Here is a 16283-nt window from a genome sequence, read left to right on the forward strand (position 1 = left end):
GCGCTTCAATCCGCCAGGGTGAACACCAGGAAATTCTGCCGCGGCAGGAAATCGAACGAGGCTGCCGGCTTGTAGCCCGCCGCTTTCATCTCGTCGGTAATCGTCTCAGCTGAAATCCGCATGTGCTTCGGCGCGCCGGCCGGCGCGTCCGGCCGGAAATCGACGATCGCCACCCGGCCGCCCGGTTTCAGCGACGCGCGCAACCGCCTGAAGTAATCGGAGCGCTTGTCGATGTGATGATAGACATTGAGCATGAACGCCACATCGACCGGCTCGGGCAGGTTCGGCGTGTTTTCGCCTCCAACGACGGCGCGCAAGTTGCCGATCCCCGCCGCCTTGGCGCGCTCTGACATATGCCTGACCATGTTCGGTTCGATATCGACGGCGAATACGTTGCCGTCCTTGAGGGCGCGCGCGAACCGCACCGCCATGTATCCCGTTCCAGCGCCGATATCGGCGACACTGTCGGTCGGACGCAGCGCCAGCGATGCGACGATACGGTCGGGCATCTGCCATTTGTCGCGCTCGGGATCGTCGAACGAGGCCGACCATTTCTTAGGGTCGTCGAAGCGCGGATGATGTCCGTGATGCTTGTGCATGTCCTGCGCGGCGAGCGGCGAAGCCGCGAACAGGCAGATCACTCCGCAAAAAAAGAGTCCTCGCATCCCGCCCATCCGGCTCGTCTCCACGCTGCAGCTCATTTTGGCTCGCGTATCACAAAGCCGGCCGCCTTGTCCCGGCCGGAGTGGGCCGCGTGTGGGCCGTCTTCGTCATGTTCCCGTGATTGACGCACCAACGGCGTGCCAATAGCCTCCCGGGATTCATACAAGCCCGCGGCAAGCGGGCTACGGGAGGATAGCATGTTACAATCGGCCCTCGCATTTCTGATGTTCGTCGCGTTTGCATGGACCGCACCCGCGCAGGCGCAAATGACCGATGCGCAGAAGATGGAGCGCAACAAGAAGAACGTGGTCGAATTCTACAACGCCGTTCTGAACGAGAAGGACTTCGACAAGGCTGCGACCTATGTCGGCGCCACTTATATCCAGCACAATCCGGTCGGCGCCGACGGGCTGGAGGGCATCAAGGGCTTCATCAACTTCCTGAAGGGCAAGTTTCCGAACAACAAGAGCGAGATCAAGCGGGTCTTCGCCGACGGCAACTACGTGATCGTGCATGTGCATGCGGTGCGAAATCCCGGCACCGACGAGCGCGGCTTTGCGATCTTCGACCTGTTCCGGCTCGACGATAACGGCAAGGTGGTGGAGCATTGGGACGCCGTGCAGGCGATCCCCGATCCGGAAAAGGCGCTGAACAAGAACGGGATGTTCTGAGACTTCGCTGCCGCGAATTGACGGTTCATACACTCTCGACGAGAATCCTGCTGGACAGGCGCGACCGATTTCATTCGACTGCGCCTGTCCGTTTCCGATTCGAATCGCGGGGTCGTCATCATGAAGCGCATTGTCGTCGCTGCCGCCTTGTGCCTGTTGGCCACGCCCGTCCTGGCTCAGCAGGATCTGTCGCTGGTCGGCACCTGGACCGGGCAACGAGAGCGGATGGCCAAGGACGACGGCTATCGCGATGGCCTCGCCACCCTCGTCATCACCGAGCAGAAGGGCCGGGCCTTCAAAGGCTATCTCAGCCGCTCCAACAAGGACGGCGACGTCAAGGAAGAGCTGTGGGGTGCTTTCACCCCGAACGGTCATCTGATGGTTGGCTCGGATGAGGAAGGCTTTTACTGGTTCACGCTGGTGAACGTCGACACGCTCGATTATTGCTATTCGGAAGCCGGCAAGTCGGCGCGCACCACCTGTGCGCGGGTGATGCGGCAGAAGAAATAGCAAGGCGGCGCCGCCATTGACGGTACGCGCTACGCCTCCAGCCAGAACGTCTCCATCAGGCCCGCGCCCTTTACCTCGATGGCGCCGCGCGGAACGAAACTGAACTGGCCGGACAACCGGTCCGCCACCGTTTTCGAGACATGCACGCGGTCCGCCGCCCCATGCGATTCCATGCGGCTTGCGATGTTCACCGTGGTGCCCCAGATGTCGTAGGCGAATTTTCGCTCGCCGATCACGCCCGCGATCGCTGGCCCGGTATGGACACCGATGCGCAGCTGGATTGGCGCATCGATTTCGCTGCGGATCTCGGCGAACATCTCGAGCATCTTCAGCGACAGTCGCGCGGCGACCTCGGCATGATCCTCGCGCGGCTCCGGAATGCCGACCGCGACCATGTAGCCGTCGCCGATGGTCTTGATCTTTTCCGCGCCATACTGGTCGACCAGCCGGTCGAAGGCGGAGAAGATGCGGTTCAGCACCCCGACCACGTCCGATGGCGAGAGATTGCCGGAGAACGGCGTGAAGTTGACGATGTCGGCAAAGATGATGGTGGCTTCCGGAATGTGGTCGGCCACCATGGCGGCGCCATCATTGATCCGCTCGACCACGGCGCGCGGCAGGATCGACAGCAGCAGGCTTTCGTTGCGCTCCTTGGCGATCTGGATTTCGCGCATCATCGCCCGCTCGCGGTCGCGCAGCAGCTTGTTCTCCAGCGAGGCGCGGATGCGGGCGCGCAGGATGGCCGGCGCGAACGGCTTCGGCAGATAATCGACCGCGCCGGCCTCGATGCAGCGCACGATCGAATCGATCTCGTCCAGCGCCGAAATCATGATCACCGGGATTTCCGCCGTCCGCGGATCGTGTTTCAGCTTGCTCAGGACTTCGTAGCCGCTCATTTCCGGCATCATCACATCGAGCAGGATCAGGTCGAAGGCACGCTCGGCCGTGAGCGCCAGCGCCTCGCGGCCCGATCCTATCGTTTCCACCGCATGGCCGTCGCGGGTCAACTGCCGCGCGAGCAGATCGCGATTGGAGGCGTTGTCGTCCACCACCAGGATCTGGCCTGCGATCGTCTGCTGAGCCGCCGCCGGCTCGGCGACGCGCAAGGCGTCGACCACGCGCGAGGCGTCGGCGAAGGACGGCTGCTCTCCGTCGAGTGAATCGCCCGAGAAAGCGACCAGCGCGTCGATGCGTTCCAGGATGCCATCCGCCGCGGTGAGCAGCTTCTCGAGATCGGGCAACAGCGACTCGTGACCTGAGTCGCGCGCATCCTCCACGATCATCTCGCCATAGCCCTTCACGGCATTGATCGGCGTGCGCAGATCGTGCCGCAACTTGGTGCGATAGGAGTCGATGTCGTCGACCTCGCCGGTCTGCTGCAACACCTCGTCGAGCAGCGCCTGCAGGCTTAGGCCCGCACTCCTGATGCGGTCGAGGTCGGTCGAATAGTCCGCGAGCCCGGCGCGCTCGGCGTCCTCGATCACGATGTCGGCGAAGCCCACGATCGCGGCCGCCGGCGCCACGAATTCCTGACGCAGATGCGCGCGCAGCGCGTTGTGCAGGCGAGCGCTCTCGCTATCGGCCCGGTCGATCATTTGGGCAGGAGCGCGTTGATCTTCCCGAGCAGCCGCGGCAATTCGATCGGCTTGGTGTCGAAATCGTCGCAGCCGGCCTGCAGCGCCTGCTCGCGGTCGGATTCCATTGCGTGCGCGGTCAGCGCGATGACCGGAATAGCCTTGGTCGAGTCGTCGGCCTTGATCGTGCGGGTCGCGGTCCAGCCATCCATGACCGGCAGGCTCATGTCCATGAGGATGAGATCCGGCCGCTCGCTCTTTGCCATGTCGACGCCTTCCTGCCCGTTCACGGCCATCACGACCTCGAAATTGTTGCGAAGCAGCCGCCGCGACAGCATGTCCCGGTTCATTTCATTGTCTTCGACGAGAAGGATTTTCGGCATTGCAGGGTTCACTTTGCGAAAGTCAGGGTGATCAAGCGTCCTCGTCCCTGAACGGGACAGGACCGGGTCGAAACGGGGTGTCTCACTCGGCGGCCTCCCTCGGCCGCTGCGCAATCGCAGCGAGGGCCGAGCCGAGCGAGGAGAGCGGCTGCGCGCCCTTGGTCAGCACCAGCAGGGTGCGTTCGTTGACCACGCGTCGTTCGTCTTCGGTCAGATCCTTTGCGGTCAGCACCACGATCGGCACCTGCGCCAGTTCTGGCACATCCTTGACCCGCTCGAGGAACATGAACCCGTCCATCACCGGCATCATCAGATCGAGCAAGACCAGTGCGGGGGCCGGGTTTTGCTTCAGCCAGTCGAGCGCGGCCTGCCCGTTTTCGGCCTCGACCGTCTTCAGACCGGCCTTCTCCACGGTCGCGCGCACCACCGCCCGCACATCTTCGGAATCGTCGACCACCAGAACGACAGCCTCGCGCGTCGTTGCCGCAAAACGGCGCAGCAATTCGATCAGGCGATTGCGGTCAACCGGCTTCGTCATGTATTCCGACGCGCCCAGCGAATAGCCCATCGTGCGCTCGTCGACGATGGTCAGCATGATCACCGGGATCGCCGCCAGCGCCGGGTCGGATTTCAGCTTGCCGAGCACGCTCCAGCCATCGAGCTTCGGCATCATCACATCGAGGGTGATCACGTCCGGCTTTTCGCTGCGCGCCAATTCCAGCGCCTGGGCGCCGTCATAGGCATGGAGCAGGCGATAGCCTTCCTTGGCGATGGTCGCGCGCAGCACGTCGTGCACCGTCGGATCGTCGTCGACGACCAGCACGGTTCTGCCGGATAAGTCACCGTCCGCCGCGACGGCGCCGAGAGCGGGGCGCGGCATCGCCACGTCCTTTCCGCCGTCGGGCAAGGTGATGACGAAGGTCGAGCCCTCGCCCGGCGCGCTCGTCACTGTGATGTCGCCGCCCAGCATGGTGCAAAAATGCTTGGAGATGGTGAGGCCTAATCCGGTCCCGCCGTAATTGCGTGTGGTCGAGGCATCGGCCTGGGTGAAGGCCTGGAACAGCCGGGCAAGCTGCTCCTCATTCATGCCGATCCCGGAATCGGAGACCGCGAAGGTGAATGTCGCCGGCCGGTGATCGGATTCTGTCTTGGCGATCGTGAGCTTGATCAGTCCGTCCTTCGTGAATTTCGCGGCGTTGCTGAGCAGGTTGAGCAGGCTCTGCTTCAGCTTGATCAGGTCAACCCGCATGACCCCGATATCGGCGGGGACCTCGACCTCGAGCCGGTTGCCGTTCTTGTCCATCAGCGGCGTCACCAGCATGCGGACCTCGGCGACCAGCCGGTTGAGGTCCACATCCTCGAGATGCAGATCCATGCGGCCGGCTTCGATCTTCGACAGATCGAGGATGTCGTTGATCAGCCCGAGCAGATGCTTGCCGGCGGTTTCGATCTTGACCAGATCGCCTTCGCTCGCCGTGTCGCCGCGGTCCTGCGCGTCTTCGCGCAGGATTTCGCTGTAGCCGATGATGGCGTTGAGCGGCGTGCGCAGTTCATGGCTCATATTGGCCAGGAAGGCGGACTTGGTCCGCGACGCGGCTTCGGCCTGATGGCGCGCCGCTTCCGCCTCTTCCCGGGCATTGCGGATCTCGCGGGCATTGTCACGAAACACGACCAGCGCCCGGCGCATATCGCCGAGTTCGTCAACACCTGCCGGGGGCAAGGGCGCGTCGAGGCGTCCGCTCGCCACGGCGAGCATGGCCGTGGTGACCTTCTGCAGGCGTGCGACCACCGAACGCTGCACGAAAAACCAGGCGACAAACACCGCAACGATGAGGCTGAGCAGCGAAATGCCGATCAGCCAGAAGCGGGTATTCTCCAGCGCGCTGTTGGTGGCGGCCGTAGTTTCGGCAGCAACCGCCTCGACACCGTCGACCAGCGCGGAGATCTGGACCTGCATCTCCGCGGCTGCTTTCTCGAGCCCAAGCTGCAGGACCTCGGCCGCGGCGCGCTCGTCGAGATCGGATGTCCGCAGCGCAAAGATGCCGCCGGCGCCGGACCCCAGTGACAGCACGGAACGCGCCACCTTGTTGATGGCTTCGGCTTCGGCGCGATCGAACGAGGTATCGGCCATCATGAATGCGAGGCCGCCTTCGAACCGCTCCCTGATCTCGTCGAATTGCTTCTGGCCCGTCGCCACCGCGTTTGCATCGCTCGCGGTCGCCGCGCGATACAGCACGCCAACGGAACGGTATGTGTCGCCGCGCAGCCCGTTGATCACCATCTGCAGCTGATCCGGCTGCCGCGGCAGCAGCAACAGCCGCTCCGCCAGTTCGGTGCTGTCGCGGGTGAGGCGGGCAATGGCGTTGTCCAGCGCGGACGCCACCGAAATCCGTTCGCGCACGTTGCGCTCGAGCTGGCCGATCTGGCCGTCGAGCTGCGCGATCAGCGGCTGCAATTTCTCGATCACGGCCGCGTCGTTGGTCGCATCGCGCAATCGCGACAAGGCCGACCAGAGCTGCCCCACCCGCTCCGTCGCGTCGTTCATGCGCGAGAAGCGCTGCGCTTCGGATGTCGCCCCCGCAAGCCGCGCACCGTCGGCTGCGATGGCTCGCGCATTGCTTTCCACCGCAAGGGCGAACTTGACCTCCGGGAGGCTTTCCTCCGTCAGCCGCCCCATCGCCGTTTCGATCCGGCCGAATTGCAGGACCGCGACAAGGGCCGCAATCGCCGTCAGGGCCGCAATCACGATGAAGGCAGCGAGCAGCTTCGCGGCGATGCTCCGCCGCCACGGCCGCCCTGTGCCGACCATCATTGGTTCGTCCACAATCGCCATCCTCAGCCGCCTCTATCCCGCCGCGGTGCAAGCTCATAGCGGATTGCTCACCGCAAGTCTAAGCTACCCGTTAAACTGGAGGTCGCCGACATGAACGAAGATGCCCTTAACAACTCGATTCGGAAATTCCTCAAGGAAGTCGGAGTCACGTCGCAGCGCGAAATCGAAAAGGCCGTGCGGGAGGCCGTGGCCAGCGGCAAGATCAAGGGCAATACCCCGCTGCCGGCGCGCGTGGTGCTGACCATCACGCCGCTCGGCCTGACCCACGAGGTCGATGGAGCGATCAGGATCGACTAGCCGGGAATCCGGTTCCCCCGGAACGGATTGTCGCGTCCCGGCATTGTCGGGCGACAAAACGTGAAACGGAGAATCCCTGGATGCGACTCCTCCTGGCCACCATCGGCACCACCCTCGCCATCGCCGCGGCAACCTTCGCCGCCCCGCCGGCCCAAGCGCGCTTCGACAAGACGATCGTCGCGCCCGACCACGTCGAGGATGTCGCCTGCCGCGTGGTGCGAACCAGGGTGGTGCGGCCAGGTGGCCGGGTCATCTATCGCACTCGACGCGTGTGCGGCCCTGCGGTCGGTCCGCGTTGCCGGGTGGTGCAGCAGCGCACCGTGCGTCCGAACGGCACCGTAGTGGTGCGCACGGTTCGGCGCTGCGGCTAGGCCAAGACGCTGCGTTAAGACGCTTCGGCCGCCGCATTGCGGCGGCCGAACGCCGCTTCCATCTCGCGGCGCACGCGGACGGTAAGGTCCGTCGAGTCATAATCCACGTCGCTCCAGCGCAACACGGCGCCTTCCGCGATGTTGCTCCTCAGCCGAACCTGATGCGCCAGCCCGAGCGGCAAACAGCCGGCATCGAGCGACGCCTGGGCCGGCATCTGTTTGCCCCAGACGCAGAAGCCGCCCTCCCCGTCCAGCATCTCGCCGGCCTTGAGGTCGCGCTTGGCGGTCGCGACAACATCCGAGACAAAATCCACCGGCGCACCGGTCGGCTCGCCTCGCAGCGCCACAGACGCAATTGAGATGCCCAGTTCGAGACCGATCATGTGGGTTGGCCGATACAGCGCCGCGTAACGCCCGCTCGTGTCCGGCATCAGGTGATATTCGCGGAAGCATTGCCGCGCATAGGCACTCTCGCCCTCGAACACCACGAAGGTACCCATCGCCAGATGATGCGGCACGTCGCGCTCTTCGCGATCGACTGAGGAGACAACTTCGGTGACGCCCGCCATCTCCAGCGCGCCACCTTCGGACTTCGGCTTGCAGATATCGGCGAGTTCGAAGCGATTGGCTGGCGGGAAGCCAAGACCGTTTGTCTGAGGCTTGAGGCCGGTGGCGTTGCACACCGCCGTCATCTCGATGCCGGACTTGGTGCCGTCGATAAAGGAATTGAACATTTTCGGATTGATCGAGGCGCGGTCGTCGATCTTCAGATACTTGTCGAGAATTTCCCACACGCTGTCCGGATTGGAGCGATGATAGGTCGGGTGATAGCGCGTGCCCTTGCCGGCGGCGATCACCTTGAAGCCGCAGGCCCTGGCCCAATCGACCTGCTCGCAGATCAGCGCCGGCTGGTCGCCCCATGCGAGGCTGTAGACCACGCCGGCTGAGCGCGCCTTGCGCGCCAGCAGCGGACCCGCCAGTGCGTCGGCTTCGACATTGACCATCACGATATGCTTGCCGTGCGCGATGGCAGCGAGCGCAAAGCGGATGCCGGTCTTCGGATCGCCGGTGGCCTCGACGATCACATCGACATCGGGACAGGCGATCAGCGCGTCCGCGTCGTCGGTGACGGAGGTCGTGCGGGACTTCAGCGCGTCGCCGAGCGAGGCCGCCGCATATTGCGCAGCGTCCCAGCCCGCCGACGCAAGCTGGCTCTTCGCGCGCGAGACGTCGAGGTCGGCCAACCCGACCAGATGCATGCCGGGCGTGCGGCGCACCTGGGTCAGAAACATGGTGCCGAACTTGCCGGCGCCGATCAGACCGATGCGGATCGGTCGTCCGGCGGCTTCGCGCTCAGTGAGTTTGGCGAACAGATTCACGGATGGTCCTCCCGGCTGCGATCAGGCGCGCGTGCCGCTACGCACGGCGTCGCTTCATCACTGACTGCGGACCCATCCTTTTCGCCCGATGGGCTGTCGGGTCAAGCCCGGCGGCGGCGGCGTTACTGGCACGCCGCCTTGATCACCACCGTTTCGGTGCGGCACTGGCTTTCGTCGCGCTGCAACAGCGCGCGCGCCGAGCATTTTTGGGTCGTGGTGATGTCGGCACTCTTGCCGATCGCGAAGCCCTTGCCCTTGCAGATCACTTCGGCAGCGGCCTGACAATCGGGTGAGCCGTTGGCCGCAGTTTCGCAGACCTGTCGACCCTCGATAAGCCGGGTATTGGCGAGATTCTTGAACGCATCGGCGGCCTCTTTCTGGGCCGCCGCAGCTTCTTTCGCGGCCTTTCCGCTCCGTTCGCTGAGTTCGCGCCACTTGGCGTTGTTCTCGTCGACGCTTTGCTTCAGCTTGGCGTTGGTCTCGTCGGTGCTGGCCTTCAGCTTCGCATTGTTTTCCTCGACGCTGGCCCGCCACTTGGCATTGGCCTCGTCGACCTTGGCCTTGAAGTCCCGTGACCAGCGGTTGAACGCGTCGAAGAAACCCTCGGGTTTACGGGGCGCTTCCTGAGCCTGCGGAGGTGTCGGCGGGGTTTCCGCCGCCCTTGGAGCCGCGGCCTCGGGAGCGGTCGGCGGAACTTGCGCGATGCCGGGATGTGCCCAAAGCCACGCGACGGCGCAGGTTGCCAGCGCCGCGCCGACGGCGAGCGGACGTAAGGTTGAAGTTACTGGTACCAATTGGGCCATCGCGCGATCCAAGCTTTCCCCAAATCTCGGATGCCTGTGTGTCGAAGCGATAACACACCGCCTCGGCGTCGCCGACAGCGCTCTTGTAATGCCTGAATGGCGAAAATGAGGTAGCCGCCGGAAAGTCCCGAAAAAACAGGCCTTCCAGAACGCTGTCGTCGGAGATGACACCTTAGAAATAATACATGGCGAAGGCGAGCCCGGCCACGCCCAGCACCGCCGCTATCGCCGTCAGAAGCTCGAGCCGCTGCTCAATCATGGTGCGGGCGCGGTCGCCATAGCGATGCAGCAGGAACGCCACCAGATAAAACCTGGCGCCGCGCGCAATGACCGAAAAGACGATGAACAGCAGCAGGTTATAGCCGGCGAAACCGGATGTGATGGTGATCAGCTTGTAGGGGATCGGGGTGAAGCCGGCCAGCAGGATGATCCATGCGCCCCACTTCGAATACTGGCTGATGAAGACCTCAACCTTGTCGGTCAGGCCATAGGCCGAAATCACCCATTGCCCAACCGAGTCGAACAGCAGCGCGCCGATCGCATAACCGAGCAGGGCGCCTGCGACCGAAGTCCAGGTACACAGGAACGCGTAGGAATAGGCCCTGTCCGGACGCGCCAGCGACATCGGGATCAGCATGGCGTCCGGCGGGATCGGAAAGAATGAGCTCTCGATGAAAGAGACCATCCCCAGGATCCACTTCGCGGCCGGGCGATAGGAGGCCGCGACGCACCAATCATACAACCGGCGAAGCATGCTGACCCTGTCGGTAGACCCGCCGCTGACGTCGGAAGACTTCGGCCGTCATCGATGCGCAGCTCTGGCAGGCCGGAATTGCGCGCGGCAGGAGGGGCCGGATCAATAGCCGGAACGGCGCCGCTTGGGAATGCGGCGGGCTTCCAGCGCCACCACTTTTCGGCGTACAGCCGCGGTTGCGGTCACGGCAACCGGCTCCAACGCCGACGCCGACGTTTTCGGCGGCTTTTCGGCAATCCCGAGCAGCCGCTCGCGGCGGTCCATTTCGGCCCAGACGTCCTGCGGGCGGATGCCGGCATCGGCCCATAGCACCACCAGATGATACAGCAGATCGGCACTCTCGCGGATGGCGGCCTCGCGGTTGCCGCGCATCACATCGACCACGACCTCGACCGCCTCCTCTGCCATCTTCTTGGCGATCTTGGCGCGGCCCGAGCGCATCAGCCGCGCGGTGCGCGACGTCTGCGGATCGCCCTTCTGCAGGGCAACCACGGATTTGTGCAGCCGCTCGAGCGAATCAGTCATGGGACGACAATACCGTCAAACCTTTCAGACATCGTTAACGATTTATGACTGCTTTAGAAATCGGGTCGATGACAAAAAAAAGCCCGGCAGGGCGTCCTGCCGGGCTGTGCAGTCGAAATGTCCGGCTTTGTCCCGCCGGTTTACCAGTCGCGCTGCGGCCGGACGCGCAGGCCGTGCGTCGCAGCGGTGTCTCGTGTGATGCGGCGATGATCTGCGCCGGATGCGTCAGCCTGCTGCCTTCGCCGTCAGGCGCTGATTGCCGCTCGCGCAATTGCCTTCGCGCAATCATCCATGTGACGCGTCGGGCCAACATTTGGCATCGCAATCGCGGCGACGGGAGAGCGCCGCGGATTATGTTTTCGTAATGCCGATGTCATGATGCGGTAATGATCGGCGCTTGCGGCGCCACCGATCCGAGCCGCAAAATCGGCCATGGGCGGCAAATCACGTTTTGCATATTGTTTTTGGCTTCGGTCCCGAATTGTCTCGAAACGAGGCTCACGAGCGTCTATATAAGGTTTATCACCGCGCTCGATCTTGCCTGTGGCATGTCCGGTGACTGAGAGTAGCGCGCGCTCCCGCCATCGACGGAATTGGCTCAGCGATCGACTCTGGTTCGATCGCGTGGCCGATTGACAGGAGCGCCGCCTGCCCGGCGCGAAGACAGCGGATATACGACATCATGATCAAACAGGACACGGCCAGCTTCGACTGGCATGTGGTGGTTGGCGACAGGGAAATGAGCGGCACGGCCCGCACGGCTGCGGAGCGTGACTCCAGACAAACCGGCGCGAGGGATCTGATGGTCCGCGATCCGCAAGCGGGGACCGCAAAATCCGGCGCCTGATCAGGTTTTGAAAGTTATGCCCCGCTTCGGCGGGGCTTTTCATTTGTGGAGATGACAATGCAAGGTCTCACGCTCGTCCTGACTTACGTCGTTCTTCTTATTGCCGGTTTGGCTGTCGCCATCGGGATCGGGCTCGCAACCGACCGGATCAATGCGCCGATCAGCCTGCTCGTCTTCTTTGGCAGCGCCGCCTGCGCCATTGCCCTGACATGGCCGCTTGCTGTCAGGCTCACCAAGCCGGCGGTCTAGCCGCAACGTCGCTTGTTCAGCGCGGGAGTTCTTTACTCCTCCGTCGCCAGCAGGCTCGCATTGCCACCCGACGCCGCGGTGTTGATCGCGATCACCTGCTCGGTCGCGAACCGCCGCAGGTAATTCGGCCCGCCCGCCTTCGGTCCGGTGCCGGACAGCCGCGTGCCGCCGAACGGCTGGGTGCCGACCACCGCGCCGACCATGTTGCGATTCACACAGACGTTGCCGTTGGCGAGACGGTTCGCGATCTCGCTGACCCGCGCGTCGATGCGCGAATGAATGCCGAGCGTCAGCCCGGTGCCATTGCTTTCGATCTCGTCGAGCAGCCTGTGCAACTCATGCGCGCGGAAGCGCACGACATGCAGGATCGGGCCGAACACCTCCTCCTGCAGGTCGGAAGCGCGCTGGAGTTCGATGATCGCCGGCGGCACGAACAGCCCGCGCGCGGGCAGCGCATGATCTTTGTCCCAGCGATAGCGGATGTGCTTCTCGTGCTTCGCGATCCATCCATCCAGCCGCTCCTTCGACTCGGCATCGATCACGGGGCCGACATGGGTCGCAGGATGGGAGGGATCGCCGAGCGTCAGCGTCGCCGCAGCCCCCGCCACCATGTCGAAGATATGATCCGCGACATGCTCCTGCACGCAGAGCAGCCGCAACGCCGAGCACCGCTGTCCGGCCGAACGGAAGACAGAGCCGACCACATCGTCCGTGACCTGTTCCGGCAATGCCGTCGCATCGACGATCATCGCATTGATGCCGCCGGTCTCGGCAATGAAGGGAACGATCGGCCCGTCCTTTGCAGCCAGCGCACGGTTGATGATGCGCCCCACTTCCGTCGATCCGGTAAAGGCGACGCCCGCGACGCGCGGGTCTCCCGTGAGCGCCGCGCCAACCTTGCCGTCGCCCAGCACCAGATGCAGCGCCGCATTGGGCACGCCGGCGTCATGCAGGAGTCGCACCGCGTGATAGGCAACGAGCGGCGTCTGCTCCGCGGGCTTCGCCACCACACTGTTGCCCGCAGCAAGCGCCGCGGTCACCTGGCCTAAAAAGATCGCCAGCGGGAAATTCCATGGCGCGATGCAGACGAACACGCCGCGGCCGCGATAGCGCAATTCGTTGGTCTCGCCGGTTGGTCCCGGCATCATCTGCGGAATGAGCGTCCTGCGCGCCTGCGCGGCGTAATAGCGGCAATAATCGATCGCCTCGCGCCATTCGGCGACGCAATCGTCGAGCGTCTTGCCGCCTTCCCTCTGCAGCAGCGCGATGAAGTCACCGCGGCGCTGTTCGAGCAGGTCGGCGGCGTGATCGAGGATGCGTGCGCGGTCTTCGACCGGTGTCGCGGACCAATGCGTAAAGCCCTTCTGCGCCGCGGCCATCGCATCCTGCGCAACCGCCGCATCGGCCTCGGCCACTTCGCCGATGGACTCGCCGGTTGCCGGGGAGAGCACCGGACGTTTGCTGCCGGCGCGCTCCTTGCCACCGACAATCGATTTCGCCGCACGGACAGGCTTCGCGTTCGCGATCTCATCCAGCAAATCGCGCAAGGCAGCGCTGTCGCCGAATTCCACGCCCGGCGAGTTTTTGCGCTCCGGCATGTAGAGATCGCGCGGCAGCGGAATCTTCGGATGCCGTGCATGCGCGACCGAGGCGATCCATTGCCGCGGCCGCATCAGGATGGTTTCGATCGGGACATTCGGATCGGCAGACACCGACACGAACGAGGTATTCGCGCCGTTCTCCAGCAGCCGCCGCACCAGATAGGCGAGCAGATCGCGATGCCCGCCGACCGGCGCATAGACCCGGCATTCCACCTCCGGATAATCGGCCCGCAGCGCGTCGTAGAGTTCGAGGCCCATACCGTGGAGGCGCTGGAATTCGTAATCCGCAACGCCGCCGGCCTGTTCGATCACGCTCGCGACAGTGAGCGCGTTATGGGTGGCGAATTGCGGATAGAGCCGTGGCCGCGCCTGTAGCAGCAGCGAGACGCAATCCATGTAGCAGAGGTCGGTCATCGCCTTGCGGGTGAACACCGGGTAGTCGGCGAGCCCGCGCTCCTGCGCGCGCTTGACCTCGGTGTCCCAATAGGCGCCCTTGACCAGGCGCACCATCAGCCGGCGCGACAACGCCTCCGCTGCATCGTTGAGCCAGCCGATCACAGCGGGGGCACGCTTCTGATAGGCTTGCACAGCGAGGCCGAAGCCGTCCCAGCCCGAAAGCGAAGGATCGCGTAGCACGTCGCCGATCACGTCGAGCGACAATTCCAGACGATCCGCCTCTTCTGCATCGACCGTGAACGGCAGATCGTAATGCTTCGCCTTGCGCGCCAGCTCCAGCAGCCGCGGCCCCAGTTCGCGGATGACGCGATCCTCCGACACCGCCTCGTAGCGCGGATGCAGCGCCGACAGCTTCACCGAAATGCCGGGCCGCTCATGCAGGTCGGTCGCGCTGGAGGATTTGCCGATCGCCTCGATCGCATGGGCATAGGAGTGGAAATAGCGCTCGGCATCCTTCGCGGTGCGCGCGCCCTCGCCCAGCATGTCGAAGGAATAGCGGCTTTCCGGGTCGGAGGCGGCGCGCCCGAGCGCCTCCTCGATCGTCTGGCCGTGCACGAAATGCGAGCCCAGGAGCCGCATCGCCTGCCGGGTCGCAAGCCGCAGTGCCGGCAGGCCGAGGCGGCGGGTGAGGCTGTCGATGATGTTTTCGGGCGTCTGGCCCGGCGTGATCAGCCGGGCCGAAATGCCCAGCGTCCAGGCCGAGGCCGCCACCAGCAGCGTTTCGCCCTTCTGGTCGGGATGCGACCAGTCGCGGCCAGAGAGCTTGTCCTCGATCAGCCGGTCGGTGGTCTCGGCATCCGGCACCCGCAGCAGTGCCTCGGCCAGCACCATCAGCGCGAGGCCTTCCTGGGTCGACAATGAATAGGCGTGCAGGAAGTCCTCGATCCCGCCGAGGCCGCCGGCATGCGAACGGATCGCCGCGATCAGGCGGGCCGCCAGCGCGTCGACGCGCCGCTCCGCCTCCGCCGCCGGCTGCTGCGCGAGGAAGCGGCGGGCGAATTCCTCGTCCGGCGGGGAATAGGGTGCGCGGAAGGGGGACAGGCCAGCCACCGCGTGTGTCCCGTTATCGTCCAGGCCCGCCATCGTTTCGATCCTCCGCACGCCTTTCATGTAGGAGATTTAACCCGCCACACAGCATCGGCATTTGCAGCCTGCCTGCCAATTCGGCACGATATGCGACAACCCTGTGCAGGGAGAGTGTGCCGCACCGTCCTACCTTGCTCTTTCCGGCGGCATATTCTTTGCTGTGAAGAGGGCTTAGGGCGTGCCCCCAGAGGTGAGATACCGCCTGCCAGGCCAACGGCCCGGCAGGCCGAAGTCGGGAAAGGAAACGAAAAAATGAGTAAGGTTGAGTCGAGGATCCGGCGATGCGGCATGGCCGCCGCGGTCGCCACGTTGCTGGCCTGCGGTTCGGCGTCCGCCCAAACGCCGGTGAAATTCACGCTGGACTGGAAATTCGAGGGCCCGGCCGCGCCGTTCCTGGTCGCCGCCGACAAGGGCTATTACAAGGCCGAAGGCCTGGACGTGACCATCGACACCGCGGGCGGCTCGCTCGAGCCGCTGAACCGCATTGCCTCCGGCACCTATGACATCGGCTTCGGCGACATCAATTCGCTGATCAAGTTCCGCGACGCCAATCCGAACGTGCCGATCAAGGCCATCTTCATGGTCTACAACAAGCCGCCGTTCGCCATCGTCGGCCGCAAGAGCCGCGGTGTGACGAACCCGAAGGATCTCGAAGGCAAGAAGCTCGGCGCACCGGCGCCGGACGGTGCCTATGCGCAGTGGAAGATCTTCACGCAAGCCAACGACATCGATCCGAAAAAGGTGACGATCGAGAATGTCGGCTTCCCGGTGCGCGAGCCGATGCTGGCGGCCGGACAGGTGGACGCCATCACCGGCTTCTCGTTCTCGTCCTACATCAACCTGAAGGACCGCGGCGTTCCGGCCGACGACATTTCCGTCATCCTGATGGCCGACCATGGCGTCAATCTCTACGGCAACGCGATCATCGTGAACCCGAAGTTTGCCGCCGAGAAGCCGGAAGTCGTCAAGAAATTCCTGAATGCCTTCCTGAAAGGCCTGAAGGACACCGTGAAGTCGCCGGACACGGCGGTCGAATCCGTGGTCAAGCGCAATGACGTGGCCAAGAAGCCGGTCGAGCTCGAGCGCCTGCAGATGGCGTTGCGGGACAATATCGTCACGCCGGAAGTGAAGGCGAACGGTTTCGGCGGCGTCGACATGGGCCGTCTCGACAAGTCGATCGACCAGATTGCCATCACCTACGACTTCAAGAATGCGAAGCCGAAGGGCGATGCGATCTTCGATCCGTCATTCCTGCCGCCGGCTGCCGACCGCAAGCTGTAA

The 16283-nt window shown here is 64.1% G+C and carries 17 protein-coding genes; 7 read left to right on the forward strand and 10 right to left on the reverse strand.

The window, feature by feature from the left end:
* Positions 1 to 5: 5 nt before the first annotated feature.
* Complete coding sequence (locus AC5I5I_RS01490; protein WP_495765302.1) at positions 6 to 665, reverse strand: class I SAM-dependent methyltransferase; 660 nt, start codon at positions 663 to 665, stop codon at positions 6 to 8.
* Between the two features lie 195 nt (positions 666 to 860).
* On the opposite strand from AC5I5I_RS01490, the gene AC5I5I_RS01495 reads away from it, so the two are divergent.
* Together AC5I5I_RS01495 and AC5I5I_RS01500 are read left to right on the forward strand one after the other, a co-directional pair.
* Positions 861 to 1334 carry a nuclear transport factor 2 family protein gene (locus AC5I5I_RS01495; RefSeq protein WP_495765301.1) on the forward strand — a complete coding sequence of 158 codons (474 nt, stop codon included), beginning with the start codon at positions 861 to 863 and terminating at the stop codon, positions 1332 to 1334.
* A 120-nt stretch (positions 1335 to 1454) separates the two neighbouring features.
* On the forward strand, positions 1455 to 1844 hold the full coding sequence (locus AC5I5I_RS01500; RefSeq protein ID WP_495765300.1) for a hypothetical protein: 390 nt from the start codon (positions 1455 to 1457) through the stop codon (positions 1842 to 1844).
* 29 nt (positions 1845 to 1873) lie between these two features.
* Here the strand turns inward: AC5I5I_RS01500 and AC5I5I_RS01505 are convergent, their stop codons facing one another.
* The 3 genes from AC5I5I_RS01505 to AC5I5I_RS01515 all read right to left on the reverse strand — a co-directional run bounded on the left by AC5I5I_RS01505 (position 1874) and on the right by AC5I5I_RS01515 (position 6613).
* Positions 1874 to 3439, reverse strand: a complete 1566-nt coding sequence (locus AC5I5I_RS01505; protein WP_495969352.1) for an adenylate/guanylate cyclase domain-containing protein — start codon at positions 3437 to 3439, stop codon at positions 1874 to 1876.
* Positions 3436 to 3801, reverse strand: coding sequence for a response regulator (locus tag AC5I5I_RS01510; protein WP_495969353.1), 366 nt, complete (start codon positions 3799 to 3801; stop codon positions 3436 to 3438). The genes AC5I5I_RS01505 and AC5I5I_RS01510 overlap by 4 nt, the downstream gene beginning before the upstream one ends.
* An 82-nt stretch (positions 3802 to 3883) precedes the next feature.
* On the reverse strand, positions 3884 to 6613 hold the full coding sequence (locus AC5I5I_RS01515; RefSeq protein WP_495969354.1) for a response regulator: 2730 nt from the start codon (positions 6611 to 6613) through the stop codon (positions 3884 to 3886).
* Between the two features lie 111 nt (positions 6614 to 6724).
* Here AC5I5I_RS01515 and AC5I5I_RS01520 point away from each other — a divergent pair, with 111 nt between their 5' ends.
* Positions 6725 to 6931, forward strand: a complete 207-nt coding sequence (locus AC5I5I_RS01520; RefSeq protein ID WP_495969355.1) for a DUF6494 family protein — start codon at positions 6725 to 6727, stop codon at positions 6929 to 6931.
* Between the two features lie 80 nt (positions 6932 to 7011).
* Positions 7012 to 7302: a hypothetical protein gene (locus AC5I5I_RS01525; RefSeq protein WP_495969356.1), complete on the forward strand. Its 291-nt coding sequence runs from the start codon at positions 7012 to 7014 to the stop codon at positions 7300 to 7302.
* A 14-nt stretch (positions 7303 to 7316) separates the two neighbouring features.
* On the opposite strand, the gene AC5I5I_RS01530 is transcribed toward AC5I5I_RS01525, so the two are convergent.
* The 5 genes from AC5I5I_RS01530 to AC5I5I_RS01550 form a co-directional block, all read right to left on the reverse strand.
* On the reverse strand, positions 7317 to 8681 hold the full coding sequence (locus tag AC5I5I_RS01530; protein WP_495969357.1) for an NAD(P)H-dependent oxidoreductase: 1365 nt from the start codon (positions 8679 to 8681) through the stop codon (positions 7317 to 7319).
* 122 nt (positions 8682 to 8803) lie between these two features.
* Positions 8804 to 9496, reverse strand: a complete 693-nt coding sequence (locus tag AC5I5I_RS01535) for a hypothetical protein (protein ID WP_495969358.1) — start codon at positions 9494 to 9496, stop codon at positions 8804 to 8806.
* Positions 9497 to 9656: 160 nt separating this feature from the next.
* A complete protein-coding gene (locus tag AC5I5I_RS01540) occupies positions 9657 to 10238 on the reverse strand; it encodes a YqaA family protein (RefSeq protein WP_495969359.1) in 582 nt (193 codons plus the stop codon).
* A 102-nt stretch (positions 10239 to 10340) separates the two neighbouring features.
* Positions 10341 to 10763 (reverse strand): phosphoribosyl-ATP diphosphatase, encoded by a 423-nt coding sequence (gene hisE, locus AC5I5I_RS01545; RefSeq protein WP_495969360.1) that lies wholly within the window; start codon positions 10761 to 10763, stop codon positions 10341 to 10343.
* Between the two features lie 245 nt (positions 10764 to 11008).
* A complete protein-coding gene (locus tag AC5I5I_RS01550; protein ID WP_495969361.1) occupies positions 11009 to 11197 on the reverse strand; it encodes a hypothetical protein in 189 nt (62 codons plus the stop codon).
* 248 nt (positions 11198 to 11445) lie between these two features.
* Here AC5I5I_RS01550 and AC5I5I_RS01555 point away from each other — a divergent pair, with 248 nt between their 5' ends.
* Together AC5I5I_RS01555 and AC5I5I_RS01560 are read left to right on the forward strand one after the other, a co-directional pair.
* Positions 11446 to 11610: a hypothetical protein gene (locus AC5I5I_RS01555; RefSeq protein WP_495969362.1), complete on the forward strand. Its 165-nt coding sequence runs from the start codon at positions 11446 to 11448 to the stop codon at positions 11608 to 11610.
* A gap of 57 nt (positions 11611 to 11667) precedes the next feature.
* A complete protein-coding gene (locus tag AC5I5I_RS01560; RefSeq protein WP_495969363.1) occupies positions 11668 to 11859 on the forward strand; it encodes a hypothetical protein in 192 nt (63 codons plus the stop codon).
* Positions 11860 to 11891: 32 nt separating this feature from the next.
* Here AC5I5I_RS01560 and putA read toward each other — a convergent pair whose 3' ends face one another.
* Positions 11892 to 14999, reverse strand: a complete 3108-nt coding sequence (gene putA / locus AC5I5I_RS01565) for a bifunctional proline dehydrogenase/L-glutamate gamma-semialdehyde dehydrogenase PutA (RefSeq protein WP_495969364.1) — start codon at positions 14997 to 14999, stop codon at positions 11892 to 11894.
* 291 nt (positions 15000 to 15290) lie between these two features.
* On the opposite strand from putA, the gene AC5I5I_RS01570 reads away from it, so the two are divergent.
* Entirely contained in the window at positions 15291 to 16283 is a 993-nt protein-coding gene (locus AC5I5I_RS01570) for an ABC transporter substrate-binding protein (RefSeq protein ID WP_495969365.1), read from the forward strand.

This window comes from Pseudorhodoplanes sp. (genome assembly GCF_059499825.1).

Excerpts from the sequence above, each read along its gene's own strand:
- AC5I5I_RS01490 (WP_495765302.1), bottom strand. The coding sequence starts at position 665 with ATGCGAGGACTCTTTTTTTGCGGAGTGATCTGCCTGTTCGCGGCTTCG.
- AC5I5I_RS01495 (WP_495765301.1), top strand. The coding sequence starts at position 861 with ATGTTACAATCGGCCCTCGCATTTCTGATGTTCGTCGCGTTTGCATGG.
- AC5I5I_RS01500 (WP_495765300.1), top strand. The coding sequence starts at position 1,455 with ATGAAGCGCATTGTCGTCGCTGCCGCCTTGTGCCTGTTGGCCACGCCC.
- AC5I5I_RS01505 (WP_495969352.1), bottom strand. The coding sequence starts at position 3,439 with ATGATCGACCGGGCCGATAGCGAGAGCGCTCGCCTGCACAACGCGCTG.
- AC5I5I_RS01510 (WP_495969353.1), bottom strand. The coding sequence starts at position 3,801 with ATGCCGAAAATCCTTCTCGTCGAAGACAATGAAATGAACCGGGACATG.
- AC5I5I_RS01515 (WP_495969354.1), bottom strand. The coding sequence starts at position 6,613 with ATGATGGTCGGCACAGGGCGGCCGTGGCGGCGGAGCATCGCCGCGAAG.
- AC5I5I_RS01520 (WP_495969355.1), top strand. The coding sequence starts at position 6,725 with ATGAACGAAGATGCCCTTAACAACTCGATTCGGAAATTCCTCAAGGAA.
- AC5I5I_RS01525 (WP_495969356.1), top strand. The coding sequence starts at position 7,012 with ATGCGACTCCTCCTGGCCACCATCGGCACCACCCTCGCCATCGCCGCG.
- AC5I5I_RS01540 (WP_495969359.1), bottom strand. The coding sequence starts at position 10,238 with ATGCTTCGCCGGTTGTATGATTGGTGCGTCGCGGCCTCCTATCGCCCG.
- hisE (WP_495969360.1), bottom strand. The coding sequence starts at position 10,763 with ATGACTGATTCGCTCGAGCGGCTGCACAAATCCGTGGTTGCCCTGCAG.
- AC5I5I_RS01550 (WP_495969361.1), bottom strand. The coding sequence starts at position 11,197 with ATGGCCGATTTTGCGGCTCGGATCGGTGGCGCCGCAAGCGCCGATCAT.
- AC5I5I_RS01555 (WP_495969362.1), top strand. The coding sequence starts at position 11,446 with ATGATCAAACAGGACACGGCCAGCTTCGACTGGCATGTGGTGGTTGGC.
- AC5I5I_RS01560 (WP_495969363.1), top strand. The coding sequence starts at position 11,668 with ATGCAAGGTCTCACGCTCGTCCTGACTTACGTCGTTCTTCTTATTGCC.
- putA (WP_495969364.1), bottom strand. The coding sequence starts at position 14,999 with ATGGCGGGCCTGGACGATAACGGGACACACGCGGTGGCTGGCCTGTCC.
- AC5I5I_RS01570 (WP_495969365.1), top strand. The coding sequence starts at position 15,291 with ATGGCCGCCGCGGTCGCCACGTTGCTGGCCTGCGGTTCGGCGTCCGCC.